Origin of the sequence: Burkholderia sp. SRS-25 (assembly GCF_004343765.1) — a bacterium.
In the GTDB taxonomy this organism is placed as follows: Bacteria; Pseudomonadota; Gammaproteobacteria; order Burkholderiales; family Burkholderiaceae; genus Burkholderia; species Burkholderia contaminans.
Map to the genome: position 1 here is coordinate 40753 of NZ_PTXM01000033.1, position 26028 is coordinate 66780.

Below are 26028 nucleotides of genomic sequence, written 5' to 3' on the forward strand. Positions count from 1 at the left end.
CACGCGAGTGCGGCGGCCGGCGCCCGGACAACCGCCATTCGACGCGGCGCGCACGTTCAGGCAAGATCGACGCGCGCCGTCTGTTTTTCCGCCGTCAAAAGTCAACGAAATCGCATGCAGAACTTCTACGAAGCCACCGTTACCCGCCAGCCCTACCCGCAACTGACCGGCACGATCGACACGCAGGTCTGCATCGTCGGCGGCGGCCTCGCCGGCCTGTGCACGGCGCTCGGCCTCGTCGAGCGCGGCGTGCGTGACGTCGTCGTGCTCGACAGCGAACGGGTCGGCTTCGGCGCATCGGGCCGCAACGGCGGCTTCGTCTTCGGCGGCTACAGCCTCGACAACGCCGACCTGCTGCGCACGCTCGGCCGCGACGAAGGGCGCCGGCTGTACCGGCTCACCGTCGACGCGGTCGACCTGATCCGCGCGCGGATCGCGCGCTACGGCATCGACTGCGACATCGTCGACCAGGGCGTGATGCTGGCGAACTGGTTCGACGATCCGTCCCGGCTCGACAGCGTGCGCACGCTGATGAAGGACGAACTCGGCGTCGACTGGGAACCCGTTTCGACGGACGCGCTGCGCAAGCGGTTGAAGACGCAGCGCTATTACGGCGGCCTGTTCGAGCCGAACGCCTTCCACTTCCATCCGCTCAAGTACGTGCTCGGCGTCGCGGCGGCCGCATCGCGCGGCGGCGCGCGCGTGTACGAACGCTCGGCCGCGCTCGGCATTGCGCGAGAAGGTGCCGGGTACGTCGTGCGCACGGCGCAGGGCACGGTGCGCGCGAAGGACGTCGTGTTCGCGGGCGGCGGCTACGCGCGCGGCGTGTCGCCGCGCATCGAGCGCGCGGTGCTGCCGATCGCGACCTACGTGATCGCGACCGAACCGCTCGGCGCGCGCCTGCCGGACGCGATCGACGCGCCGTACCCGATCTACGACACCCGTTTCGCGTTCGACTATTACCGTCCGCTGAAGGACACGCGCATCCTGTGGGGCGGCCGGATCTCCGTGCTCGACCGCGGCCCCGATGCGATCGCGCGCCTGCTGCGGCGCGACCTGCTGCGCGTGTATCCGCAACTGGAAGGCGTGAAGGTCGACTACGCGTGGGGCGGGCTGATGAGCTATGCGCGGCACAAAATGCCGCAGATTGGCCGCGACGCGGACGGCGTGTGGCACGCGATCGCGTTCGGCGGCCACGGGATGGCGCCGACCACGGTTGCCGGCGAAGTGCTCGCGGCCACGCTGGCCGAAGGCCGGCCGGTGCCGGAAGGCTTCAACGCGTTCGGGCTCACGCGCACGTTCGGGCTGGCGGGCCTCGCTGCCGCCCAGCTCACGTACACGGCGTACCAGGCCCGCGACGCGCTCGCGTCCTGCCGCCGCTGAGCGGCGGCCACGGCGGCCGAAACCGCCCTGCCGATTAGAGCGGAAGGTCTGCCGGGCGGTGATTTCCCACATGCTAGAATGGCTTTTCCAAGCCGCCGAAGCCACAATAAGTCCACATGAAAGCAGGAAGCAAGGCCGCCACGCCCGACACCCGCGCGCTTCCGTCCGATGCGCGGCGCAAATACGATCCCGAGCAAACCAAGCGCAACATCCTCGACGTCGCCACGCAGGAATTCTCCGCGATGGGCCTCGCCGGCGCGCGCGTCGATGCCATCGCCGAGCGCACGAACACGACGAAGCGCATGCTCTACTACTACTTCGAAAGCAAGGAAGGCTTGTACGAGGCCGTGCTGGAGAAGGTGTACGGCGATATCCGCGCGCTCGAGCAGGAGCTGCACGTCGGCGACATGGAGCCGCGCGAGGGCATGCGCCGCCTCGTCGAATTCACGTTCGACTATCACGACAAGCATCGCGACTTCGTTCGCCTCGTGTCGATCGAGAACATCCACGGCGCGAAGTATCTCGAACAGCTGAAGTCGTTCAAGAACCGCAACGTCAGCATCATCAAGACGCTCGAGGAACTGGTCGAGCGCGGCGCGGCGAGCGGCGCGTTCCGCAAGGACATCGACGCGTTCGACCTGCACCTGCTGATCAGCTCGTTCTGCTTCCACCGCGTGTCGAACCGCTACACGTTCGGCGCCGCATTCGGCCGCGATCCGTCGGCGCCGCGCCTGCGCGCACGGCACCGGGACACGATTGCCGACGCCGTGCTGCGCTACGTCGCCGCGTAAGCAGCGGCAGCAGCCGGTTTCCCTGCCGGACTCACGCCGGGCGCGCGACCTCCGCGCCCGTCATTCTCTCGTGGGTCAATCCGTCGGCGCGGTCGACGCCAGTGCGATCCGCGCCTTCTCTTCCGGGCTTCCCGCCACGTAATACTTCTTCGCCCAGCTCGAATCGGGCGCAAGCGCGAGCTGCGCATGCGCGCCCGTGCCGTGCTGCTTCGCATTGATCGTCAATGCCCGCGTGCGATAGTGCTCGTAAAGCCGCAGGAATTCCGCGAGATAGATCGCCGCGATCCGCTGGTCGCGGATCTCGAGCAGGTTCTCGTCGTTGTACTGCTCCGAGTTGCGGCTCATGTTCGCCGAACCCGTATAGATGACGGGATTCGCGCCCTCCGCATCGATCACGATGAACTTGTGATGGATCACGACGGGCGGGAAGGCGGGTGCCGGTTCACCCGGAAACAACCGCAATTCCGGCTCGAAACCCTGCGGCACGGTGGCTGGCGAGAAGTACTCGGCGTCGATCACGTCGTGGTTGTCGCGGTTGCGGTGATACAGCTCGAGGTTCGCGAGCGTCGCGGCATCGAGCGTCTGGCCCGCCTGCTGGCCGGCGTCGGCCTTCGTCGCGCTGCCCACGTTGATCTTGTTCACCAGCCCGAACATCATCAGCCCGCGGTCGCCGGCCGCGAAACACGCGTCGCGCAGCGCCGCGTCGGTCGGCATGAACAGGCAGAAGCACACCGAATGCTTCGCGGCCGCGATCGCGGCGACGATCGTGTCGATCTCGGTGCGCTGCCCCGCCGGCTCCGGCGAAAACGCGAGCCGCACCTGCGCACGGCCGATCGTCATCGGCGCCGACCAGCCCGGCGACAGCTTCGCCGTGTCCGCGATCGACGGATTCCCGGCCAGCGCATGCGCACGATCGTTGTACAGCGCGGCGAGCGCGGGCGAATCGAACGCGTGCAACACGTTCGCCTGCTCCGTGAGCCCCTCGGTCGTGAAGTTCGCGGAGCCGGTCAGCACGCGCGTGGGCACCGCGCTCGACGACGCATCGGTCACGATGAACTTGTCGTGCATGATGTGCGTCTTGTCGCGCGGCGCGAGCGTCGCGAGGCCCTGCAGCGCGTCGACGGCCGGCTGGTTCGGCGACGGCAGCGGTGGCTTGCCCTTGCGCGCCGTCGTGTGCGCGTCGTAGACGATCGCGAGCGACGCTTCGCCGTGCTGGCGCCCGAACGCTTCGAACGCGGGCAACGCCCACAGCGTGTCGGTCAGGTGATAGACGGCCGATGCCGCGCGCGACGCGGGGTCGAGCATCTCGGCGAACACCTGCTCCATGTCGTTCGCGAGCCACGTACGCAGCTTCAGCGCCTGCGCGGCGCTCGGCGCCGCATTCGGCGCGAGGCCCAGCGCCGCCACCTGCTTCGCGAAGGCCTGCGAGCTGACCACCGCGCGGTTGAACCACGTGCCGATGCCGTCCTCGATGTGCGCGGGCAGCACGACATCGCACACGCCGGCTTGCGCGTCGAGCACCTGCAGGTTCGCCGGCGTGCCGACGACCGGATACACGTCGTAGCGGAACGCCGCACCGCGATCCTGCGGATCGATGCGCGCGTCCCACCACATGAATTTCTGGATCGGCGCCTGGTCGGTCGGCGCATCGCCCTGCGTGTGCGCGGCCGGGCCATCGAACGTCAGGCGGTTCGGCAGCCAGCTGTCGGGCGCGCGCGTCTTGCCGTCGGCCGACCAGAAGCCCGGCGTGCGCCGGATCGCGAAGCCGAGGAAATCGGACCGCGACGCCGCGTCGGGCCAGTCGAAGGCCAGCAGGACCAAGGTGGGGGAAAGATAGCTGCGCACGCTGACGGTCATTCGTTGCTCCCTGGCCTGGCGGCCGGTCGAGGTGAATGGGTCAGTCTTGACGGCAGTTCTTCCCTGCGGATGACGGTTCGATGAACCTTGTATGTCGGACGCGCGTCAGTCGCACACGAGCAGCTCGATGCCGCGCGCGGTCAGCGCACGGCGCACGGCCTTGTCGGGCGCCCGCTCGGTCACGAGATAGCGGGCGGCGGCCGTGCCGTTGATCCGCACCGGCGTCACGCGGCCGAATTTCGAATGGTCGGCGACGATGATCGCGGTGCCGGCCGCCGCGATCATCCGGCTGCGCACCTCTGCCGCGAGCCGCGAGTAGTCGGTGCATTCGCCGTCGGGCGTGATGCCGCCGGCGCCGACGAACGCGAAATCGACGTGGTATTGCGCGAGCTGCTGGATCGTGTCGAGGCCGAAGGTCGCATCTTCGTCGTCGGACAGCTCGCCGCCGAGCAGCGTCACGCGGTTGCCGTTGCGCCGCGCGAGCACGAACGCGGTGCGCCAGTCGTTCGTGTAGATCGACAGCCGATGCCGGTCGGCGAGCGCGAGCGCCACCGCATGCGGCGTGCTGCCCGAATCGATCAGCACCGATGCATCGTCGGGCACGAACTCGGCTGCGCGCCGCCCGATCGTGCGCTTCGCTTCCGCGTTCGCGGCTTCGCGCTCGGACAGGCTCGGCTCGCGGCGATCCGCGGCCAGCGCGCCGCCGTGCGTCATCACGAGCAGGCCGCGTGCGGCCAGTGCGTTCAGGTCGCGCCGCACGGTCTCGCGCGACACGTCGAGCGAGCGGACGAGTTCCGCGACCGACAATGCGCCCGACCGTCCGAGTTCCGACAGGATGAATTGATGACGTTGTTCCGCCAGCATCGCGTGTGCGCCCGAGGCGACTGGTAATGGCTAAGCCGACCATTGTATTACGGCCGTTTGACGGGCATTTGACTGCGCCGGGAAACCCGCCGGGCCGCGTTTCACGAAAGCGAAATTCTGTATTGCCTGATGCGCGCGAATCGGCGCGGCGCCCGTTGCTACACTTTGCGCTTCGCCGAACGACAGACCAAGCAAAGGGGCTCGCGCCATGTACCGCAAAGGCAGTGTGATCGAAATCCAGTTTCCGCCCGAACGTCTCAACGACGCGGCCGGCGATCCGTACTGGATCGACCTGACGCTCGACGAGGCCCGCCGGCTCTACGAACAGCTCGCCGCGCGCTTCGCGACCGACGCACGCGCCAACCAGCCGCTCGACACGTTCTCGATCGACTGATCCCCGCGGCCTCACGCTCGCCCGCGCCGCATCCCGGGGCGGCGCCCCGCCTCTCCCGGCACAGGCAACCGCCTGCGCGGCACGCAGCATGAGTGCAGGATTCGACAAGACGCCCGCATCGCTTCCCCCGATACTGGCGGACTTCACGATTCCGTCCGGCCGCGTCGCGGCCCGCCACGCATGCTGACCTCGCTCGTCGCCGCCGCTTTCGTCGCCCTCTGGTCCACCGGCTTCATCGTTGCGCGGGCAATCAAGCCCTACGCCGATCCCAACCTGTTCCTGCTCGCGCGTTTCGCGGGCACGGCCGCACTGTTCGGCGCGGTGGCGCTCGTTTCTCGCGCGCCGTGGCCGGCCCGGCGCGAATGGCCACGCCACCTGATCGCGGGCGCGCTGCTGCAGGGCGTCTATCTCGGCGCGAGCTACTGGGCCGTCGCGCAAGGGCTGAACGCCGGCGTCATGGCGCTGCTCGGCGCGCTGCAACCGCTCGTCACCGCCGTGCTCGCCGTCCCGCTGTTCAACGAGCGCCTGCCCGCGCGCGGCTGGGTCGGGATGGCGCTCGGGCTTGCCGGCGTCGCACTCGTGCTGGCGCCGAAGGTCATGGGCGGTGTGGCGCCGCCGCCGGGCGCCGCGCCGGCGTGGCTCGTCGTCGCCGTCTCGGTGCTCGCGGTCGGGTCGATCACCGCCGGCTCGCTGTACCAGAAAGGCAAGCTCGCGCAGAGCGACCTGCGCACGGCGGTGGCCATCCAGAACTTCGGTGCGGCGATCGTCGCGGCCGTCTTCGTCGCGCTGCTGCACGAGACGCGCTGGATCGGCGCACCGGCGCTGTGGGTGTCGCTCGTGTGGGGTGTCGTGTTCCTGTCCGGCGGCGCGGTCACGATGCTGATGTGGATGCTACGGCGCGGCAATGCCGCACGCGCGACGTCGCTGCTGTTTCTCGCGCCGCCGCTGGCGGCACTGCAGGGCTACTGGCTGTTCGGCGAGACGCTCGCGGCGATCCAGCTCGCCGGCTTCGCGCTCGCGCTGGTGGGCGTCGTGCTCGCGCGGCGCTGACGTGCCCGCCCGTGTGCGCGGTCGCGGGTGCATGCACGCCGGCCGCCACGCGCATCGAATGCCGGCCGTGCGAACACCCGTTACGCGGCATCGTTGCACCCGGCCGGCGCACCGTGCACCACGGCGACGCAGCCCGTCTCGCCGAAGCAACGCGAAATCGCCGGATCGCACGCCCGGCGCGGCGCCGCGCCGCGATTGCGCTTATGATGGGCGCCTTGATTTCGTTCCGGAACTTTCTTCATGACATCCGCCGATTACGCCAGCCGCCAACGCGCGATCATTGCCGAACTGAACGTCGCCACGCACTTCGACGCCGAGGCCGAGATTGCCCGCCGTGTCGAGTTCCTCGCGCAATACCTTCGTTCGACCGGCCTGCGGACTTACGTGCTCGGCATCAGCGGCGGCGTCGATTCGTCGACGGCCGGCCGGCTCGCACAGCTGTCGGTCGAAAAGCTGCGCGCCGGTGGCTACGACGCCCGCTTCATCGCGATGCGCTTGCCGAACGGCGTGCAGAACGACGAAGCCGATGCGCAGCGCGCGCTCGCGTTCGTCCGCGCGGACGAGGAACTGACCGTCAACGTGAAGCCGGCCGCCGACGCGATGCTCGGCGCGCTGGTCGCGTCCGGCCATGCATTCGAGACGCCGGCGCAGCAGGACTTCGTGCACGGCAACGTCAAGGCGCGCGAGCGCATGATCGCGCAATATGCGGTGGCCGGTGCGCGGCGCGGCATCGTGATCGGCACCGATCACGCGGCCGAGTCGCTGATGGGTTTCTTCACGAAGTTCGGTGACGGCGGCGCGGACATCCTGCCGCTCGCGGGGCTGAACAAGCGTCGCGTGCGTGCGGTGGCCCGTGCGCTTGGCGGCGACGAACTGATCGTGATGAAGGTGCCGACGGCCGACCTCGAGGAACTGCGTCCGCTGCGCCCCGACGAGCATGCGTACGGCGTCACCTACGACGAGATCGACGACTTCCTCGAAGGCAAGCCCGTCGCCGACCACGTATACGAAACGGTGCTGCGCTTCTACGACGCGTCGCGCCACAAGCGCGCGCTGCCGTACACGATGTTCGACTGGCCGGCCGCATAAGCCAGCCGCCCACGCTGAAAAACAACGCCGCGCGCACCGTCACGGCTGCGCGCGGCGTCCTGCCGACGGGCGCCGCTACGCGTGCCCGCCCTTCTTCGTCGCCTGCAGTGCGCGAATCCGCATCCGTGCGCCCGTATCGCTGACCGTCGCGTCGTACATCGCCGCGAGATCGCGCTTGAGCGCGGTGCGCGAGCCGCCGTCGAGATACACCATGTGCCCCGACGGATAGAAACGCGCGGACAGGTTCTGCCGCACCTTCTGATCGTCGAGCGGCATCTGCTGCAGGTCGATCACGGTCTGGTAGAACGGCGTGACGAAATCGTAGAGGCCGTTCGCCGACAGCACCTTCAGGTCGACGTTCAACGCCATCACCGCCGCGAGATCGCCGGCCGTATAGAGGATCACGTTCCCCTGCGCGTCGATGCCCTGCTGCGCGCCGGTCGGGTCGATGTGGTGGAAATCCCAGTTCTGGAACGCCTGGTCGTTCAGGTCGGTGAACGCGGAACTCGACGTGAACTTCAACTGCTCGTTCAGGTAGCTGTTCCACATCGCCGTATAGACGCCCGTCACGGCCGTCATCGTCGGATCGTTGCCGCCGGAGTTCGGGTCGATCTTGCCGGCGATGCCCGACGAGATCCCGGTCACGCGGCCGTCGTACGAACCGAGCGCCAGCCCCTGTGCCTGCAGCAACGTCGTCAGGAACAGCGAATTGCCGCGCGCGTTGTAACCCGCAATGTCGAGCCCCCACGTCTGCAGCGTCGCCGCGTCGATACCCGTGTATTGCGACAGCTTCTTCACGGCGGCCGGGTCGGCATGCGGCACGTTGCGCAATGCGGTCAGGTAGTCGGTGCGCGCGAACTGCGCGACTTCCTCGACGAACGCGCCGAGATCGGTCGGCGCCGGCGTGACGCCGAGTTTCTTGTGATACCACGCATCGGCCGCCGCGGTGGGCAGCGCGCCGACCGGGTTGCCGGCCTGCCGGTAGTCGAGGATCGACGATTGCAGCGTGACGCCGTTCAGGTCGACACCGTCCTCATGCAGCTTGTACGCGAGCACGCAGCTGCGCGCGGTGCCGTACGATTCGCCGAACAGGTATTTCGGCGAATTCCAGCGGTTGTTCTTCGTCAGGTAGCGCTTGATGAACTGCTTCAGCGAATCCGCATCCTGGTCGACGCCCCAGAAGTTGCGATTCTTGTTCGGCGCGACCGCCGCCGAATAGCCGGTGCCGACCGGGTTGATGAACACCAGATCGCTATGGTCGATCATGCTGTCCGGATTGTCTTCGATCTGGTACGGCGCGGGCGGCGTGAACCCCGGCATCGACGTCTTGATGCGCTTCGGCGCGAACGACCCCAGCAGCACGAACACCGATGACGAGCCCGGGCCGCCGTTATAAAAGAAAGTCACGGGACGCGTTTCTTCCTTCGCGCCGTCGGCCGTGAATGCAACGTAGAAGAGCTTCGCGGCCGGCTGCGAACTGCTCGGGTCGACCGTCACGAGGTGGCCGGCCGTCGCCGTGTACGCGATGCGCTTCCCGTCGATCAGGATCGTGTGATGCGTGATCGCGGCCGCCTCGGTCGTGTCGGTTACCGAGTCGTCGGGACCGTTGCCGTACGCGACCGGATCGAAGAACGGCTGGTCGCGGCCATGACTGAGCGCGACCGGGTTGACGGTCGGCGGCACGCCATGCGAGTTGTGGTCGCCGTGATGCAGCGGATACACGCCGCCGGAAGATGCGGAATCGATGCCCATCATGCTGCTCCTGGAGGTGAGAACAAGGCGCGGGCAGGAAGCCCGCGCCATACGGAAAGACGTGTACCGCGGCCGTCAGCTCGACGGCTTGCGCGTCAGGATCGCGGCGAGCTGCGCGCCGTTCGGGCTGCCGAGGCCCGTGCACGCATCCCAGCCCTGCGCGGCCGCGTACGTACCGTTCGATCCTTGCGTGATGTCGCGCAGCGCACCCGGATTCTTGTAGAGCACCGGATTGATCCAGCCGGCAGTCGCACCGCCCGCCGCCGCATTGATCCGTGCAATCAGCGCAGCCCACAGCGGCGCGACTGCGCTCGTGCCGCCCATCACCGTGGCCGTGCCCGCGATCGACACTTCGTAGCCGGTCTGCGGCGACGCATCGCCCGCCACATCCGGCACGCCGCGCTTCGCGAGCGGTGTGCTGCTGCCGTCGGCGCGCGTGAGTTTCAGCCCCTGCTGCCACGCAGGCAGGTCGAACAGCGTGCTGACGCCGCCCCCGCCCGCGCCGCCGCCGGCCGCCTCGTCGTTCCACGTGACCTCGCTGCGGATGCCCTGCCCAGGCAGCGCATCGAGCTGCGTGCCGCCGCAGCCGAGCACGTACGGGCTCGATGCCGGGAAGTCGACATGATCGGCGCCGTCCTGCAGCCCGTCGCCCGAACCGCTGTCGCCCGATGCCGCGCACACCGTGATGCCCTGCGCGGCCGCCGCCTGCAGCACGCGGTTGAACGCCTGCGCGGACTGCGCTTGCCAGATCGCCTCCGGGCCGCCCCAGCTGATCGAGATCACCGACGGCTTGTTGGTCGTGTCGTTCACGGCCGCGTTGACGGCCTGGATGAAGCCCGCGTCGCTGTTCGGCGCGAAGTAGACGGCAATCTTCGCGGCGGGCGCGATCGCGCCGGCGATCTCGATGTCGAGCGCGACTTCACCGTCCGGACCGCTCGGGTCGCCGGTCGGCGTGTTGCGGCCGGTGCCGACGTTCACGTCGACGAGCGTCGGCGGCGTCGTGATGCCGAGCCCACGGAAATACTGCTGGATGTCGGCCGCGCGGTAGCCGCCGCCGAGCTCGACGATCGCGATGCATTGCCCGTCGCCGTCGCCGGCCGGGAAGCCGTACAGCGATGCCAGCTGGATCGGGGTGAACGTGACGCCTGCCACGCCGCCGCGCGCGGGCTTGAACGGCGGTCGCAGCCGGAAGTGCGGCCGCGCCTGCGGACGGCTGTCGAGGCCGAGCACGGCCGTGATGGCGTCGCCGAGATCGTCGGGCAGCGCGATCGGGCCGGAGCGGCCGCGATACTGGCCGATCGACTTGTGCTCGAAGCGCTCGAGCTTGACGCTGAATGCCGCCTCGAACTGCTGGATCGTGCCGGACAGCACGACGACGCTTTCAACGGGATCGACGCGATCGACCGTCAGCTGGTGACGACGTGCGAAGTCCTCGGCCTTGCGAATGTCGTCGGGATCGGCGGAAAAGCGTTGCGCGAAAGTTGCGCGCGACACCGGTTTCGCTTGCGCGTCGCCGGTGGCGAGCTGGTGAAGCAGCGTATCGAGTTGCCCTTCTTCCTGCCGCCGCAACATGATCGTGACGTGGATGCGTTCTGCCGGATCGCACGGGCCGAGGCACTTGGACTCGGCGACGATTCGGGGTTCACGGTCGGCGTGAAGATGCCTTGCCATGTTCAGACCCTCCTTGGTACCGCGTTGCACGGAACAGCCAGGAAATCGGACAGGGCCGGCGGGAGACGGTTCCGTTCGGTCGGTCGGGTTCGCGCAGCGCGAAGTAACAGGGAGTTTAGAACAGTCAGACGATTTGCGCGCACGCCCTTCTGCGACGGGGCGCACGCGCGGGCCGGCGTTGTGCGCGGCCTGCCTCGGGCGCGGCGACGCGCCGCGCAACCTGCGCCGGCGCGCCGCCGCATCGGCACTCAGTCCATCGACAGGCGCAGCGCAAAGCCGATCAGCGCCGCGGAAAACGTCCAGCGCTGCACCGTCTGCGCGAGCGGGTGCGCGCGCATCCACGCGGCGATCCGCGACGCGCCGAACACGCACGCGAGGTCGAAGCACACGCCGGCCGCCACCAGCAGCGCGCCCAGCTCGAACATCTGCAGCACGACCGGCCCGGCCTCGGGACGCACGAACTGCGGCAGCAGCACCGAGCAGAACAGCAGCGCCTTCGGGTTCAACAGGTTGGTGAGCAGGCCCTTCACGAACGACTGGCTCAGCTCGCCCGCCGTCGCTGCAGCATCGCCGTCGCCGAGCGCGAACACGGGCGAACGGAACACCTGGATCGCGACATAGGCGAGATAGAGCGCGCCGCCGTAGCGGATCACTTCGTACAGCCACGGCGCGCTGCGGATCAGCGCCGCGACGCCGCAGGCCGACAGCGTCACGTGCGCGGTGCGCGCGAGCGACAGGCCGGCGGCCGCCGCCATCCCCGGCCGCACGCCGCGGCCGATGCTGGTCTGCAGCACCAGCGCCATGTCCGGCCCCGGCACCGCGTAAATGGCCGCCAGCGCGGCGAGATAAATCAACAGCAAATGCGTGGAAATCATGGTCTGCCCCTCTCCTCCTACGGCGATATGTTGCCGCCGGAGTGCGAGGGATTATTGGCCATCTTTGGTTCAGGATTGGCGATCAGTAGGGGAATCCGCCACAATTACTGAATCCACAAACGGATTCCGCCAACATGACCGAACTCGATAAAACCGACCGCGCCATCCTTGCCGCGGTGCAGCGCGACGGCCGCCTGCCGATCGCGCGCCTCGCCGATTCCGTAGGCCTCTCCGAGACCCCGTGCGCGCGGCGCCTGAAGCGTCTCGAAAACGACGGCTACATCGAGCGCTATCGCGCGCAGCTGTCGCGCCAGGCGCTCGGTTTCGGTGTCGTCGCGTTCGTGCTCGTGCGGTTCGCGACGCACGATCGCAAGACCGCCGACCGCTTCGAGCGGGAGGTGCTCGGCATCGAGCGGATCCTCGCGTGCCACAACGTGGCGGGCACGGCCGACTATCTGCTGCAGGTCGTGGCGCGCGATCTCGACGACTACGGCACGTTCCTGCGCGAGTCGCTGCGGATGCTGCCGGGCGTGACGTCGATCGAATCCGCGCTGTCGCTGCGCGAGGTCAAGCATGACGCGGGGCTGCCGATGCCTTGATGCCGGCGGGCGGACGGCACGCGCAAGCCGAACGCGTCGCCCGGTTCGTCACTTCGATGCCGATCGATGTGGGCCGCGTTGGGTCGAGCCGTGCCGCCGAAACACTCGTTCACGTTGTTGAAGCCGGCGGCCTACGCGAGGTCGGGCGGCTGGTGCGCGTGTTCGAGATCCTCGAGAAACGCTTCCACGAGCGGATTGCCGCGCCCGTTGCGCGCGACGACCATGTGGAACGTCACGTCGTAGCGCAGCTGCTCCGGATTGAGCGGCGTGAGCAGCCCTTGCGCGACGTACGGTGCCGCGAAGTGCTGCGGCAGATAGCCGAGGTGGTGGCCGGACAGGATCAGCAGCGCAACGGCCTCCATGTTGTCGGCGGTCGCGGTCACGCGGTCGGGCGTCGTCGACATCTGCGCTTCGGGCAGCGGATACGAGCGCCACGCCCATTCGAAGCCCGCGACGTCGGCCGGCGTCAGCGCGCCGGCGCCGTCGAACAGCGGATGGCCGCGCCCGCAGTACGCCACCTGGCGCTCGATGAACAGCGGCGTGTAGTGCAGCGTCGGCACCCGGTGCCAGAAGTAGCCGACCGCGATCTGGATCTCGTCGCTCAGCAGCTTCTCCTCGAGATCGCCCGGCGCGCGCACGGAAATCGAGAAACGCACGGCCTCGTCGCGGGTGCGGAACGCGGCGATCGCCTCGGCGATCCGTGCGTTCTGGCTCACCGGTGTGTGGCCGATCAGGCCGATGTGCAGCGTGCCGACCAGCTGGCGGTCCATGTGCCGCGCGGCCATCCCGAATTCGTCGAGCGCCGCGAGCAGCTTGCGGCTCATCGCGTGAAACCGCTCGCCCTTCGGCGTGAGCCGGAAACCGCTGCGGCCGCGCTCGCAGAGCCGGTAGCCGAGCCGCGTCTCGAGCGACGACAGCTGCGCACTGATCGTCGATTGCCCGACGTTCAGCACGGCCTGCGCGGCCGATACGCCGCCCGCTTCCGTGACCGCGAGAAATACGCGGATCAACCGCAGATCGAGGGTCGACAGATTCCCCAGCACGCTCATCCCCTTCCATACATCGATGAAAATCGATGTTTACGTCGATATCTTCGCATTCTTCTTTCCCGGCGGAGCGCGTAAAACTGTGCGCCAAGCCGCGTCGCATGATACGGCACCCCACATCGGAAGAGACAGCCCATGAACGACCACACCCATTTCCAGCCGCTCGGCGGCAATGAAATGCCGCGCTGCGGCGGCATCGCGACGATGATGCGCCTGCCGCACGTGGCGAGCGCCGAAGGCCTCGACGCCTGTTTCGTCGGCGTGCCGTTCGATCTCGGCACCTCCAACCGCACCGGCGCGCGCTTCGGCCCGCGCCAGATCCGAACCGAATCCGTGCTGCTGCGCCCGTACAACATGGCCACGCGCGCGGCACCGTTCGACTCGCTGCAGATCGCCGACGTCGGCGACGTCGCGATCAATCCGTACAACCTGCACGATTCCATCGCACGCATCGAAGCCGCGTACGACGCGATTCTCGAGCACGACTGCAAGCCGATCACGCTCGGCGGCGACCATACGATCGCGCTGCCGATCCTGCGCGCGATCCACCGCAAGCACGGCAAGGTTGCATTGATCCACGTCGATGCACACGCCGACGTGAACGACACGATGATGGGCGAAAAGATCGCGCACGGCACGCCGTTCCGCCGCGCGGTCGAGGAAGGCCTGCTGCACGGCGACAAGGTCACGCAGATCGGCCTGCGCGGCACGGGCTACGCCGCCGAGGATTTCGACTGGTGCCGCGAGCAGGGCTTCCGCGTCGTCCAGGCCGAGGAATGCTGGAACAAGTCGCTCGCGCCGCTGATGGAAGAAGTGCGCGCGCGCATCGGCGACACGCCCGTCTACATCACTTTCGACATCGACGGCATCGACCCGGCCTACGCACCGGGCACCGGCACGCCGGAAATCGCGGGCCTCACGGTGCCGCAGGCGCTCGAGATCATCCGCGGCGCGAAGGGGTTGAACATCGTCGGCTGCGACCTCGTCGAAGTCGCGCCGCCGTACGACCCGTTCGGCACCACGGCGCTGCTCGGCGCGAACCTCGCGTACGAGCTGCTGTGCGTGCTGCCGGGCGTCGCATACCGCGACTGATCCCCGCGCCGACATCTATTCCAAATCAGAGAATTCAGAGGAGCACGAATCAAGATGGGGACTTCCGTCAAGCAACCCAAGCGGGCGGCGCTCGCGTCGTTCGTCGGCACCACGATCGAGTGGTACGACTTCTATAGCTACGCGACCGCCGCCGCCATCGTGTTCGGGCCGCTGTTCTTCCCCGGCGAAAACCGCTTCATCAGCCTGCTCGCGTCGTTCGGCTCGTTCGCGGTCGGCTTCTTCGCGCGGCCGCTCGGCGGCGTGATGTTCGGCTACCTCGGCGACCGCTTCGGCCGCAAGCGCTCGCTGCTCGCGACGCTGATGCTGATGGCCGTGTCGACCGTCGCGATCGGCCTGCTGCCGACTCATGCGCAAGCCGGTGTGATCGCCCCCATCCTGCTCGTGCTGATGCGCGTGCTGCAAGGCATCGCGGTCGGCGGCGAATGGGGCGGCGCGGTGCTGCTCGCCGGCGAGCACGCGCCGGAAGGCAAGCGCACGTTCTTCGCGTCGTTCGCGCAGCTCGGCAGCGCGAGCGGCCTGATCCTGTCGATGCTCGCATTCGGCGCGATCAGCACGCTGTCGAAGGACGACATGATGAGCTGGGGCTGGCGCGTGCCGTTCCTGGCAAGCTCCGTACTGCTGATCGTCGGCTTCGTGATCCGCGCGAGCGTGTCGGAATCGCCCGAGTTCGAGGAAGTCAAGAAGAGCGGCAACATCGCGCAGAAACCGCTGCGCGAAGCGCTCAAGTACTGGCCGCTGCTGCTGCTCGCGATCGGTGCGAACGTGTACGGCATCGCCGGCGTGTATTTCAGCAACATCTTCATGATCAGCTACGCGACGCAGTTCCTGTCGCTCGACCGGTCGATGGTGCTGCATTGCATGACGATCGTCGCCGTGCTGCAGTTCGTCGTGCAGCTCGCGGCCGCGTTCCTCGCGCAGCGCTTCGGCACCACGCGCGTGCTGCTGATCACCGGCGCATGGGCCGCGATCGTCCCGTTCGTCATGCTGCCGCTCGTTCACATGGGCACGCCGCTGTCGATCACGGTCGGCGTCGGCCTCGCGACGCTCGCGGAATCGGGCTACTACTCGGTGGTCGCGGGCTTCGTCAGCGGCATCTTCGTCGCACGCATCCGCTACACGGCGATTTCGATTGCGTATCAGGTGTGCGGCGCGCTCGCGGGCGGCCTCACGCCGCTCGTCGCGACCATCATCGCGCAGAACACCGCACCGCAATGGTGGCCGCTCGCGCTCCAGTACACGAGCGCCGCGATCCTGTCGTCGTTGTGCGTGTGGCTGATCTCGCGCCGCGTCAGCATCGACGATGCGGGGTCCGCGAACCGGACGGAAGAAACACTGCCGCGCGGCGTACGCGCCGCGTAACGTCCCGCAACGGGCAGGCACCTCGCCTGCCCGTTTTTCATTGCGCGCCCCGGCGGTGCGTCGCACCGCCTCCCGCTCCAATCCATTCATCGCTTGCCACGAAGGCGTCGCGGCAGGCCGGCGCACGCGGTCGCACTGCCGAACCGCGCACGACCAAGGAGACAAGCCATCATGCCCCGCCCGGACACCCTCGATCTCGGCCGCACCGAATCGGCTGGCCTCGCGATCGAGCACCACTCGATCGACTACATTCCCGAACACGAGCGCCACGCGAAACTCGCGAGCCAGGGGCCGTTCTGGTTCCTCGGCAACTTCCATTTCTTCACGATCTCGATCGGCTTCGAGCTACAACATTTCGTATGCACCGTATGTGTCGGACCATTCGCGTTATCTGCGAAAAACCCGAACCGTGCAAAGCTGATCGCAGTGATCTTCGCCGGCGCGTCGCTATCGGGCACCTGGATGATCGGCCTCGGCACGTGGCTCGCGCAGAAGCTGCACGCGGCCGATGCGCTGGTCGCGATGAACGACGTCGGCACGTCACTCATGCCGGGCCTCGGCAAGCTGATCGCGATCGTCTCGCTGGTCGGCTTCCTGCCGATCATCGCGCTCAACACGTACGGCGCGATGCTGACCGTACTGACCGACGCCGATTCGATCGTGCCGATCCGGCCGACGCGCCGCGCGCGCGGTGCATCGATCATCGCGCATTGCCCGTGACACGGGGCCAGCCCGTCACGGAATGAATCACGCCGCCGGCCGCCCCGCCCGATCATCGATCGCCGCGGCCGGCACGCGACCGTCGCGCGTTATTGCACCGGGTTGCGCAGCGTTTTCGCGGCGGCGACCATGTTCGTCAGCGCCGGAATCACTTCCGCCCACTGGCGCGTCTTCAGCCCGCAGTCCGGGTTCACCCACAGGCGTTCCGCCGGAATCCGCTCGGCCGCCTTCTTCATCAGGCCGACGATGTGCTCCTGCGTCGGGATGTTCGGCGAATGAATGTCGTACACGCCCGGCCCGATTTCGTTCGGATACTTGAAATCGTCGAACGCATCGAGCAGCTCCATGTCCGAGCGCGACGTCTCGATCGTGATCACGTCCGCATCCATGTCGGCGATCGACGCGATGATGTCGTTGAACTCCGAATAGCACATGTGCGTGTGGATCTGCGTATCGTCCTGTACGCCGTTCGCGGTGATGCGGAACGATTCGACCGCCCACTTCAGGTACTCGTCCCACTGAGCGCGGCGCAGCGGCAGCCCTTCGCGCAGCGCAGCCTCGTCGATCTGGATCACGCGCACGCCGGCCTTCTCGAGATCGAGCACTTCTTCACGGATCGCCAGCGCAAGCTGGTAGCACGACACCGAGCGCGGCTGGTCGTCGCGCACGAACGACCAGTTCAGGATCGTCACCGGGCCGGTCAGCATGCCCTTCATCGGCTTGTTCGTCAGCGACTGCGCGTACGTGATCCATTCGACCGTCATCGCCTTCCGGCGGCTGATGTCGCCGAACAGGATCGGCGGCTTCACGCAGCGCGAACCGTACGACTGCACCCAGCCGAACTGGCTGAACGCGTAGCCGTCGAGCTGCTCGCCGAAGTATTCGACCATGTCGTTGCGCTCGGCTTCGCCGTGCACGAGCACGTCGAGTTCGAGCGATTCCTGCTCGCGGACGCTGCGCTCGATCTCGGCCTGCATCGCCGCGCGGTAGCCGGCTTCATCCAGCGTACCAGCCTTGAACTGGCTGCGGGCCTGGCGGATTTCGCCGGTCTGCGGGAACGAACCGATCGTCGTCGTCGGGAACGCCGGCAGGTTCAGGCGTGCCGACTGCTTCGGCGCGCGCTCCGTATAGGGGCTCACGCGGTTGCCGAGCTGCGCATCGATCCGGGCGATCGCGGCCTTCACCACCGGGTTGTTCACGCGCGGCGAATGGCGACGCGAATGAATCGCGGCGGCGTTCGCGGCCAGCGCATCGGCCACCACGTCGCGGCCTTCGTTCAGTGCGGTCGCGAGTACCTTCAGCTCGTCGAGCTTCTGCAGCGCGAACGCGAGCCATGAACGGATTTCCGCATCGAGCTTCTCCTCGCTCGCGAGATCGATCGGCACGTGCAGCAGCGAGCACGACGGCGCGAGCCACAGGCGATCGCCCAGTTGCTTCGCGAGCGGCTCGAGCCAGTCGAGCGTCGCGTTCAGGTCGGTCTTCCAGATGTTGCGGCCGTTGATCGCGCCCACCGACAGCACGCGCCCGGCCGGCAGTTCACGCACCAGCGCGGCGACTTCGTCGCGTGCGCTGATCGCATCGACATGCAGGCCGTCGACCGACAGCGAACTCGCGAGCGCCAGATTGCCCTGCAGTTGGCCGAAGTACGTCGCGAGCAGCACCTTGATGCGACGCGTTTCGAGCGCGGCGTACGCGGTCTCGAAGGCTTGTTGCCACTCGGCATCGAGTTCGGTGACGAGGATCGGCTCGTCGATCTGCACCCATTCGACGCCCTGTGCGGTCAGCGTGTCGAGCAGCGCGCCGTACACCGGCAGCAGCTTCGGCAGCAGCGCGAGGCGGTCGGAATCGTCCTTCGCCTTGCCGAGCCACAGATACGTGACGGGGCCGAGGATCACCGGCTTCGCGGCCACGCCTTGCGCCTGCGCTTCCGCCAGTTGTTGGAGCAGGCGCGACGGATCGAGTGAGAAGTTCGTGTCCGCGTGGAATTCCGGCACGATGTAGTGGTAGTTCGTATCGAACCACTTCGTCATTTCACCGGCCGCGACGCCGCCGCAGCACGCGGCATGCGCGTCCGCCGACTGCGCCGAACGGCCGCGCGCGACACGGAAATAGTTGTCGAGCCCGTCGCCGTGGAAACCCTGCACGCGCTTCGGCAGGTTGCCGAGCGTGAAGCTCATGTCCAGCACCTGATCGTAGAACGCGAAGTCGCCGATCGGCGCCAGGTCCAGGCCGCGCTGATCGTTCCAGTGACGCTGGCGCAACTCGGCGCCAAGCGCCCTCAGCTCGTCGCGTGACGATTCACCTTTCCAGTAGCGTTCGAGACCGAACTTGAGTTCGCGCTTCGCGCCGATGCGCGGAAAACCGAGGTTGTGTGTCGTGACCATGAGCTGCCGTCCAGAAGGGAAATTGAATGTCCGGCAGCCATGATAGGGATTTCAACACATGAAATAAAATGGCATTATTTCATTCATCCATTAATACTGTTCATGTATCTGTTGCGCGAGCGATATCCATGCTGGAACGATTCCATCTCGTCGTCATTCGTGAGGTCGAGCGTCAAGGCTCGCTGACCGCGGCCGCCAACGCGCTGCACCTCACGCAATCGGCGCTCAGCCATACCGTCCGGAAAATCGAGCAGCAGCTCGGCACACCGATCTGGGATCGGGAGGGTCGCGGCCTGCGGCTCACGCAGGGCGGGCAGTATCTGCTGAAGCTGGCGCATCGGCTGCTGCCGCAGTTCGAGCTCGCCGAGGAGCGGATGAAGCAGTACGCAAAGGGCGAGCGCGGCACGCTGCGCATCGGGATGGAGTGCCACCCGTGCTACCAGTGGCTGCTGAAGGTCGTGTCGCCGTACCTGTCGCGCTGGCCCGACGTCGACGTAGACGTGAAGCAGCGCTTCCAGTTCGGCGGCATCGGCGCGCTGTTCGGCTACGACATCGACGTGCTCGTGACGCCCGATCCGCTGAACAAGCCGGGCCTGCGCTTCGATCCCGTGTTCGACTACGAGCAGGTGCTGGTGGTCGCCGATTCACACCGGTTCGCGAACGCCGACTATGTGACGCCAGAGCAGCTGACCGACGAGATCCTGATCACCTACCCGGTCGAAACGGACCGGCTCGACATCTACAACCAGTTCCTGACGCCGGCCGGCATCGTGCCGAGGCGGCACAAGTCGATCGAAACGACCGACATCATGCTGCAGATGGTGGCGAGCGAGCGCGGCGTCGCCGCGCTGCCGAGATGGCTTGCCGACGAATACGCGGACCGGATGCCGGTCGTGCCGGTCAAGCTGGGCAAGAAGGGAATCGCGAAGCAGATCTTCCTCGGCATCCGCGACGCGGATGCGTCGGTCGACTATCTGGCCGCGTTCGTCGCGCTGGCGCGCGAATCGACATGGAGCGCGCCACGCATGCTGCGCTAGGCGCGCTCCGTTGCGCTTGCGTCAGGCGGCGCGCATGCCGACGCGTTCGCCGCACTCGACCCACGCGCCGCACAGCAGGCCGATCGTCGTCCACATGATCACCTGCATGCCGATGGCCGCCACGCGGAACTTCCACAGCAAGGCCGCCGGGAAACCGGCCGGCAACTCGCTGACCGACGGCAGCCCGATCTGCATGGCCGCGATGATCGCGACGAACACGAGCCCGACGACGATCGACGCGTTCCACTGCCCGAGCTTCGCCAGCAGATGGCGGCGCACGCGGACCGAGAACACCATCGTCGCGACCGGGATCGCGATCGTCAGGCAGAACAACCCCGTGCGATAGCCGATCGTGTCGGGCTCGCCGACCGACCGCGGATTGGCCGGGTACTGGATGTTCGGCACGATCACGAGCGCGACGATCGGCGCGACATGGCGACGTAGCCGCCTGCCATGTCGCGTTTGCGATATCGACCACGACACAAGCCGACGTGTCGCGTCGTATCGCCATTGCCTGGCGATGTTCACCTTACATCGCGGCAAGACATTCCGTTCGTTGTCCCTGCTGTCATCAAACTGACTGCTAGCCAAAGCTAGGATCGGTCGCGGTTCCCTCACGAGATACCGTCATGAATCAACCTGCTTCGTCTGCCCGGAACAATTCGGGCTCCGTCGAGCGCACCAAACAGCTCGGCTACGTCGTCTTCCTGCTGGTGCTCGCGATCGGTGCGGTCTATATCGCCACGCACCTGGTCGACGATCTGTCGCCGATGCGCGAAGGATCGCTGTTCCCGTACCTGATGCTCGGTGCCGCGCTGCTGATCGCGCTCGGCTTCGAATTCGTCAACGGTTTCCACGACACCGCGAACGCGGTAGCGACCGTGATCTACACGCACTCGCTGACGCCGAACGTCGCGGTGATCTGGTCGGGCATGTGGAATTTCCTCGGCGTGATGGTCTCGAGCGGCGCCGTCGCGTTCGGCATCCTGCAACTGCTGCCGGTCGAGCTGATCCTGCAGGTCGGCAGCGGTGCGGGCTTCGCAATGGTGTTCGCGCTGCTGATCGCCGCGATCGTATGGAATCTCGCGACCTGGTATTTCGGGTTGCCGTCGTCGAGCTCGCATACGCTGATCGGGTCGATCATCGGCGTCGGGCTGATGAACCAGCTGATGCACGGACCGTCCGGCACGAGCGGCGTCGACTGGGGCCAGGCGCTCGGCGTCGGCAAGTCGCTGCTGCTCTCGCCGCTCGTCGGCTTCCTGTGCGCGGCGCTGCTGCTGCTCGTGCTGAAAACCCTCGTGCGGATTCCGGAGCTGTACAAGGAGCCGCCGAAGGACCAGCCGCCGCCGTTCTGGATTCGCTGCCTGCTGATCCTGACTTGCACGGGCGTGTCGTTCGCGCACGGCTCGAACGACGGCCAGAAAGGGATGGGGCTCATCATGCTGATCCTGATCGGCACGGTGCCGACCGCGTATGCGCTGAACAAGGCCGTCACGCCGGCCGAGACACAGACCTTCGTGGCGGTCGCGAACCAGGCAGCCGTGACGTTCGGGAAGTACACGAACGGCGTTGCACCGTCCGCGAACCCGCGTGCCGACGTCGAGCTTTACGTACAGCATCGCGAACTGACGCCGGCCGTGATCCCCGCCGTTCAGCAGTTGTCCACGTCGCTCGCGACCGCGGTCGGTGCATCGGGCTCGATGGCGGCCGTGCCGCAACGCGACGTCGACAACGTGCGCAACACGATGTATCTGGTATCCGAAGCAATCCGCCTGATCGAGAAGTCCGGTCAGCCCGCGTTCGCCGCCGACGACAAGCTCGCGATCGACAACTATCGCAAGCAGCTCGACCACGCGACCAAGTTCATTCCGACGTGGGTGAAGGTTGCGGTCGCGATCGCACTGGGCCTCGGCACGATGGTGGGCTGGAAGCGGATCGTCGTGACCGTCGGCGAGAAAATCGGCAAGCAGCATCTGACGTACGGACAGGGCGCGTCGGCCGAACTCGTCGCGATGCTCACGATCGGCGCGGCCGACGTGTACGGATTGCCGGTGTCGACGACGCACGTGTTGTCGTCGGGCGTCGCAGGCACGATGGCGGCGAACGGATCGGGCTTGCAATGGGGCACGGTGCGCAGCCTCATGCTGGCGTGGGTGCTTACGCTGCCGGCGTCGATCGTGCTTGCCGGCGGGCTCTATTGGTTGTTCCGGTCGGTGGCGTAAGCGGTGATGCGGCGGGTGGCTGGCAGGAGCCGGCTACCTGCTGCGGAAGAGTCGTCCCTCGTCTCTCCGTCTCTCCGATTAGCCTCGCCGAGGCATCCGGTGCGTCCATGCCGTCGCGAGCGCCACTTCGTTTCCCGAATTGAAGCGCAAGATCTGGAGCGCGCCGGCACAAGTACACCCATAGACTGGGCTCATCAACATTTGCCGTAGGCTCCATCGTGCGGACGACGTGGCCAAAGCATCCGCACAACTATATGGCGCCACATTGCTGACGAAACGAGGAACGCCCATGAACATTGCCGACCTGCAACCTGCCGTCGAATCGCTGGAAATCGCGCAACGCGTCGACGCAATCGACTGGGCGACGGTCGATGCCGATCTCGATCGCTACGGATGCGCGCGCGTGCCGGGCCTGATCTCGGCAAGCGAATGCGCGGCGCTGGCGTCGCTCTATCCTCACGATGCGCTCTATCGCTCGCGCGTCGTGATGGCACGGCACGGATTTGGTCGCGGCGAATACAAGTATTTCGCGTATCCGCTCCCCACGATCATCGCCGAGCTGCGTGCGACGATCTATCCGCATCTCGCGCCAATCGCGAATCGCTGGAACAAGGCACTGGGGATCGACGTCCGCTATCCGGCAGACCACGCGGCCTTCCTCGATCGCTGCCATGCGACAGGACAAACGCGACCGACGCCGCTGATCCTGCAATACGGCGCCGACGACTACAACTGCCTTCATCAGGACCTGTATGGCGAGCACGTGTTTCCGCTTCAGGTCGCGGTCCTGTTGTCGGCGCCGGGCCGTGATTTCACCGGTGGCGAATTCGTTCTGACGGAACAGCGACCACGCATGCAGTCGCGCGCGGAAGTGGTGCCGCTGACACAAGGCGACGCCGTCATCTTCGCCGTGCACGGCAGGCCCGTGCAGGGAACGCGCGGCGTCTATCGCGTCAACCTGCGCCACGGCGTCAGCCGGATCCGGAGCGGCCACCGCCACACGGTCGGCATCATCTTCCATGACGCGCTGTAACTGCGCCCCGGGCGAGCACGACGTTGTCGCGCCATTCGTCACACCGTCGGATCCGCGCGGAAAAATCGCGCATCCGACGTGTCGATCGCGCGAGATCGATCGGGATTCCTGGCAAGCGGGAATCACCGCGCAATCATTTCACTCATCCACCGTGGCAGATGACCGTTTCCGCTTCCCGTCGAACTGTCGCTACACGTCGGACCCACGTTCAAAGTGAGCGACGGAGCGCTCCGGCACTTCCCTGTCGCAGCACACAGTCGACAGAAAACGCGGCCTACCCGCGCGCCACATTCGCCCGCAGCCGGTCGCCCGCATCGGAAGCGAGCCGTGCGTAACCCGGCAACGTCAGCAACGCGAGCACACCCGCCGCGACGAACGCCCAGCGGAAGTCGTCAAGCACGTAGTGCATGCCGGCCGCATCGCCCCGCACCAGCGCCGCGAGTCGAAGCGACAACGCACCGAACGCGATGCCCATCCCGATCGTCATCTGCTGAGCCGCGCTCCACAGCGTGCTGGCCGCGCTTGTCTGCCGGGCCGGGATATCCGCATAGGCCAGCGTCGCGAGCGTCGTGAACTGCATCGACCGCGTCAGTCCGTAGACGAATACGACGAATAGCGTGATCGCAAGTGGCGTCGATGCGGTCAGCCAGCCGCATGCGATCGTGAACAGTCCGACTATCGTCACGTCGACGAGCGCAACGCGCCGGAAGCCAAAGCGATCGAGAATCCACGACGTTCCCGCCTTCATCCCGAGATTGCCGAGCGCGCTTGCGAGCAGCAGCAGGCCGGACTGGAATGGCGACAACCCGAAGCCGATCTGGAACAACAGCGGCAGCAGGTATGGCACGGCATTGATGGCCATCCGCGTGATCGACCCGGTGATCACCGTCACCGAGAACGTCGGTACCTTCAATGTGGTGAAGTCGAGCAGCGGATGTGTGCAACGTTGCGCATGCCACCATGCGGCAATGCCGAACAGCACGCTCGCGCCCACCAGGACTGCCGCACGCGTAAAGTGGACGTCCTGCTGGCCGGCCGCTTCGGTGCCGATCAGCAGACAGGTCAGCGCGCCCCCGGCGAGCACGAAACCAACCCAATCGAGTGGCCGTTGCTCGTCTGCTCGCGTGTTCCGGACAATCAGCCAGGTGCAGACCAATGCCGCAATCCCGAACGGGACGTTCAGCAGGAAGATCCATCGCCACGACGCATAGGTCGTGATGAAGCCGCCGATCGGCGGCCCGACGACAGGAGCGACGATACCTGGCCAAGTGATCGTCGCGATCGCGCGCATCAACTTTGCCTTCTCGGTGCTGCGAACGACGATCATCCGCCCGACCGGCACCATCATCGCCCCGCCGACGCCTTGCAGCAGGCGCGCAGCGGTGAATGTCACGACACCCTCGGACAACCCGCACAGCACGGACGCACCGGTAAAGACGACGATCGCACTGGCGAACACCGTGCGCGAGCCATAGCGGTCCGCGATCCAGCCGCTGATCGGGATGAATACGGCAAGCGCCAGCATGTAGGCCGTCATTCCGAGGCTCAGCGCGTTCGGCCCGACGCCGAACGAGCGCGCCATTTGCGGCAGCGCGGTCGCGATCACGGTCGTGTCGAGGTACTCCATGAAGAACGTTGCGGCGACGAGATACGGCAAGAAGTCGGTCGTCCGACCACCTTGGGCAGGGCTGTCAGTCATGAACGGTGCGGGAGACGGAATACGGAGGATACCGACCGCCGGCGGTTGCCTGGAAACGCCGGGAATCGGGACGAATGGCGATATTACTCCGAAGGGCATGCTCCCCGCTCTGCCGGGCCTGTCGCGCGAATGGAATTTATGCGCATAGATTTTTATGACGATTTGGCGCTGAGTTCATAGTGTGCGCCGATGATTACGTCGATGCATCGTGTCGAAGGGCCGGTAGATGGTTCAAGATGCCATTTGCCCGGACACATCAATCGCCAGCCATTTTCGACAAACGTCGCGCATCATCAGCCATTCCACTGTCATTCTGGAGAAATCGACGTCTAATTGAATCGACGTCTGATGCGGACTACTGGGAGCCGATTGATGTGTGGTACAGGGAGAGCATAGGGAGATCTCATTAGCGCAGCGCTGCAGATCGCTCGAGCGCAGTGGGGACCTGAGTCGCCCCATTCGACGCTCCGATTCCAGCCAGATTGACGTGCGGTGCAGCCAAGGGCCGAGAACATTGAAGGCCTGGATCGACGCATTCCACGCCTCAGTCTCGCCAGATTGACGTGCGGTGCAGCAAAACGTGCCTGGAGGTAGGAGTGCCGCGGAGCTTTACCAAGCCGGCCGGCCGTCCATCCCGGTCCCCCACGCATTTCCGCCGCGCCAATGCAAAAACCCCCGCCTTTCGAGCGGGGGTTTCTGGCTTAGGGAGCCTGACGATTACCTACTTTCACACGGGAATCCGCACTATCATCGGCGTAGAGTCGTTTCACGGTCCTGTTCGGGATGGGAAGGGGTGGGACCGACTCGCTATGGTCATCAGGCAAAGAGGGTTGTTGCGCTGGCTTCGCAGCGCAACCAATCTTGGAAGAAGCAGTAATCTTGAGTTGTGTGTATCACACACGAGAATCCAACTTGTCGCTTTGGATCGCGGCCGGTGCTGTCGCACGGCGCCGATCTACAAGGCAGACTTGTTATAGGATCAAGCCTTACGGGCAATTAGTATCAGTTAGCTGAACGCATTACTGCGCTTACACACCTGACCTATCAACGTCCTGGTCTCGAACGACCCTTCAAGGGGATCTAGTCCCCA

General features: G+C 66.5%; 20 protein-coding genes, 2 rRNA genes and 1 pseudogene. 12 read left to right on the forward strand and 11 right to left on the reverse strand.

What is annotated here, in order from left to right; translation table 11 throughout:
• Positions 1–114: 114 nt before the first annotated feature.
• Positions 115–1383 carry an FAD-binding oxidoreductase gene (locus C5O79_RS34630; RefSeq protein ID WP_122476843.1) on the forward strand — a complete coding sequence of 423 codons (1269 nt, stop codon included), beginning with the start codon at positions 115–117 and terminating at the stop codon, positions 1381–1383.
• A gap of 116 nt (positions 1384–1499) precedes the next feature.
• The gene (locus C5O79_RS34635; RefSeq protein ID WP_039339701.1) at positions 1500–2174 is read left to right on the forward strand and encodes a TetR family transcriptional regulator; all 675 of its coding nucleotides are present in this window, start codon (positions 1500–1502) and stop codon (positions 2172–2174) included.
• A 75-nt stretch (positions 2175–2249) separates the two neighbouring features.
• On the opposite strand, the gene C5O79_RS34640 is transcribed toward C5O79_RS34635, so the two are convergent.
• A complete protein-coding gene (locus tag C5O79_RS34640; protein WP_122476845.1) occupies positions 2250–4031 on the reverse strand; it encodes a phospholipase D-like domain-containing protein in 1782 nt (593 codons plus the stop codon).
• Between the two features lie 105 nt (positions 4032–4136).
• Positions 4137–4895 (reverse strand): DeoR/GlpR family DNA-binding transcription regulator, encoded by a 759-nt coding sequence (locus C5O79_RS34645; protein ID WP_122476848.1) that lies wholly within the window; start codon positions 4893–4895, stop codon positions 4137–4139.
• A 208-nt stretch (positions 4896–5103) separates the two neighbouring features.
• Between C5O79_RS34645 and C5O79_RS34650 the strand changes: the two genes are divergently transcribed.
• The 3 genes from C5O79_RS34650 (at position 5104) to nadE (ending at position 7428) form a co-directional block, all read left to right on the forward strand.
• On the forward strand, positions 5104–5289 hold the full coding sequence (locus C5O79_RS34650) for a hypothetical protein (protein WP_006480515.1): 186 nt from the start codon (positions 5104–5106) through the stop codon (positions 5287–5289).
• A gap of 180 nt (positions 5290–5469) precedes the next feature.
• Entirely contained in the window at positions 5470–6339 is an 870-nt protein-coding gene (locus tag C5O79_RS34655) for a DMT family transporter (RefSeq protein ID WP_122476850.1), read from the forward strand.
• A gap of 240 nt (positions 6340–6579) precedes the next feature.
• Entirely contained in the window at positions 6580–7428 is an 849-nt protein-coding gene (gene nadE, locus C5O79_RS34660) for an ammonia-dependent NAD(+) synthetase (RefSeq protein WP_039339729.1), read from the forward strand.
• A gap of 75 nt (positions 7429–7503) precedes the next feature.
• On the opposite strand, the gene C5O79_RS34665 is transcribed toward nadE, so the two are convergent.
• The 3 genes from C5O79_RS34665 to C5O79_RS34675 all read right to left on the reverse strand — a co-directional run bounded on the left by C5O79_RS34665 (position 7504) and on the right by C5O79_RS34675 (position 11726).
• On the reverse strand, positions 7504–9180 hold the full coding sequence (locus C5O79_RS34665; RefSeq protein WP_122477525.1) for a peptidase S1: 1677 nt from the start codon (positions 9178–9180) through the stop codon (positions 7504–7506).
• A 75-nt stretch (positions 9181–9255) separates the two neighbouring features.
• Positions 9256–10851, reverse strand: coding sequence for a S53 family peptidase (locus C5O79_RS34670; RefSeq protein ID WP_122476853.1), 1596 nt, complete (start codon positions 10849–10851; stop codon positions 9256–9258).
• A gap of 248 nt (positions 10852–11099) precedes the next feature.
• Complete coding sequence (locus tag C5O79_RS34675; RefSeq protein WP_122476855.1) at positions 11100–11726, reverse strand: LysE family translocator; 627 nt, start codon at positions 11724–11726, stop codon at positions 11100–11102.
• 134 nt (positions 11727–11860) lie between these two features.
• On the opposite strand from C5O79_RS34675, the gene C5O79_RS34680 reads away from it, so the two are divergent.
• Positions 11861–12325, forward strand: a complete 465-nt coding sequence (locus C5O79_RS34680; protein ID WP_122476857.1) for an Lrp/AsnC family transcriptional regulator — start codon at positions 11861–11863, stop codon at positions 12323–12325.
• A gap of 131 nt (positions 12326–12456) precedes the next feature.
• Here C5O79_RS34680 and C5O79_RS34685 read toward each other — a convergent pair whose 3' ends face one another.
• On the reverse strand, positions 12457–13368 hold the full coding sequence (locus C5O79_RS34685) for a LysR family transcriptional regulator (RefSeq protein WP_046549796.1): 912 nt from the start codon (positions 13366–13368) through the stop codon (positions 12457–12459).
• A gap of 138 nt (positions 13369–13506) precedes the next feature.
• On the opposite strand from C5O79_RS34685, the gene speB reads away from it, so the two are divergent.
• The 3 genes from speB to C5O79_RS34700 all read left to right on the forward strand — a co-directional run bounded on the left by speB (position 13507) and on the right by C5O79_RS34700 (position 16563).
• Entirely contained in the window at positions 13507–14463 is a 957-nt protein-coding gene (gene speB / locus C5O79_RS34690) for an agmatinase (protein WP_047849445.1), read from the forward strand.
• Positions 14464–14517: 54 nt separating this feature from the next.
• Positions 14518–15843: an MFS transporter gene (locus C5O79_RS34695; protein WP_046549765.1), complete on the forward strand. Its 1326-nt coding sequence runs from the start codon at positions 14518–14520 to the stop codon at positions 15841–15843.
• A gap of 171 nt (positions 15844–16014) precedes the next feature.
• Positions 16015–16563 carry a hypothetical protein gene (locus C5O79_RS34700; protein WP_226238295.1) on the forward strand — a complete coding sequence of 183 codons (549 nt, stop codon included), beginning with the start codon at positions 16015–16017 and terminating at the stop codon, positions 16561–16563.
• Between the two features lie 89 nt (positions 16564–16652).
• Here the strand turns inward: C5O79_RS34700 and metE are convergent, their stop codons facing one another.
• Entirely contained in the window at positions 16653–18947 is a 2295-nt protein-coding gene (gene metE / locus C5O79_RS34705; protein WP_122476860.1) for a 5-methyltetrahydropteroyltriglutamate--homocysteine S-methyltransferase, read from the reverse strand.
• A 128-nt stretch (positions 18948–19075) separates the two neighbouring features.
• Here metE and C5O79_RS34710 point away from each other — a divergent pair, with 128 nt between their 5' ends.
• Entirely contained in the window at positions 19076–19984 is a 909-nt protein-coding gene (locus C5O79_RS34710) for a LysR family transcriptional regulator (RefSeq protein ID WP_122476863.1), read from the forward strand.
• Between the two features lie 21 nt (positions 19985–20005).
• Here C5O79_RS34710 and C5O79_RS34715 read toward each other — a convergent pair.
• Positions 20006–20404, reverse strand: a pseudogene (locus C5O79_RS34715) (CbtA family protein); the annotation flags it as partial.
• 209 nt (positions 20405–20613) lie between these two features.
• On the opposite strand from C5O79_RS34715, the gene C5O79_RS34720 reads away from it, so the two are divergent.
• A complete protein-coding gene (locus C5O79_RS34720) occupies positions 20614–22206 on the forward strand; it encodes an inorganic phosphate transporter (protein WP_122476865.1) in 1593 nt (530 codons plus the stop codon).
• Between the two features lie 289 nt (positions 22207–22495).
• Positions 22496–23239 (forward strand): 2OG-Fe(II) oxygenase, encoded by a 744-nt coding sequence (locus C5O79_RS34725; RefSeq protein WP_122476867.1) that lies wholly within the window; start codon positions 22496–22498, stop codon positions 23237–23239.
• A 274-nt stretch (positions 23240–23513) separates the two neighbouring features.
• Here the strand turns inward: C5O79_RS34725 and C5O79_RS34730 are convergent, their stop codons facing one another.
• From C5O79_RS34730 to C5O79_RS34740, 3 genes are all read right to left on the reverse strand, one after another.
• Entirely contained in the window at positions 23514–24938 is a 1425-nt protein-coding gene (locus C5O79_RS34730; protein WP_046549770.1) for a DHA2 family efflux MFS transporter permease subunit, read from the reverse strand.
• Between the two features lie 708 nt (positions 24939–25646).
• Positions 25647–25759: ribosomal RNA gene (rrf, locus tag C5O79_RS34735) — 5S ribosomal RNA — on the reverse strand.
• A 154-nt stretch (positions 25760–25913) separates the two neighbouring features.
• Positions 25914–26028 (reverse strand): 23S ribosomal RNA (locus tag C5O79_RS34740); the annotation flags it as partial.